The 314-nt window shown below is 62.7% G+C and carries 1 protein-coding gene; it reads right to left on the bottom strand.

From position 1 onward, the window contains the following. Positions 1-314, bottom strand: a 314-nt coding sequence (locus AC0L3E_RS34690; protein ID WP_473606922.1) for an EF-Tu C-terminal domain-related protein, incomplete at both ends; no start/stop codon positions are given.

The following is a 314-nucleotide window of genomic DNA, read 5'->3' as shown; positions in this document are numbered from 1 at the left end:
AAGCGCAGCTTCTCTTCCATGGCGATCGGCACGATCAGCTCGACATCGACCGTGATGTTGTCGCCCGGCATCACCATTTCGGTGCCTTCCGGCAGCGACACGATGCCGGTCACGTCGGTCGTGCGGAAGTAGAACTGCGGACGGTAGTTGGTGAAGAACGGCGTGTGACGGCCACCTTCATCCTTGGTCAGGATGTAGGCTTCGGCCACGAACTTCTTGTGCGGCTTCACCGTGCCCGGCTTGGCCAGAACCTGGCCGCGCTCGACACCTTCACGATCAACGCCGCGCAGCAGCGCGCCGATGTTGTCGCCGGC

It is taken from the genome of Mesorhizobium sp. WSM4822 (genome assembly GCF_055811155.1).
This window is presented reverse-complemented; position numbering and strand designations above follow the sequence as displayed.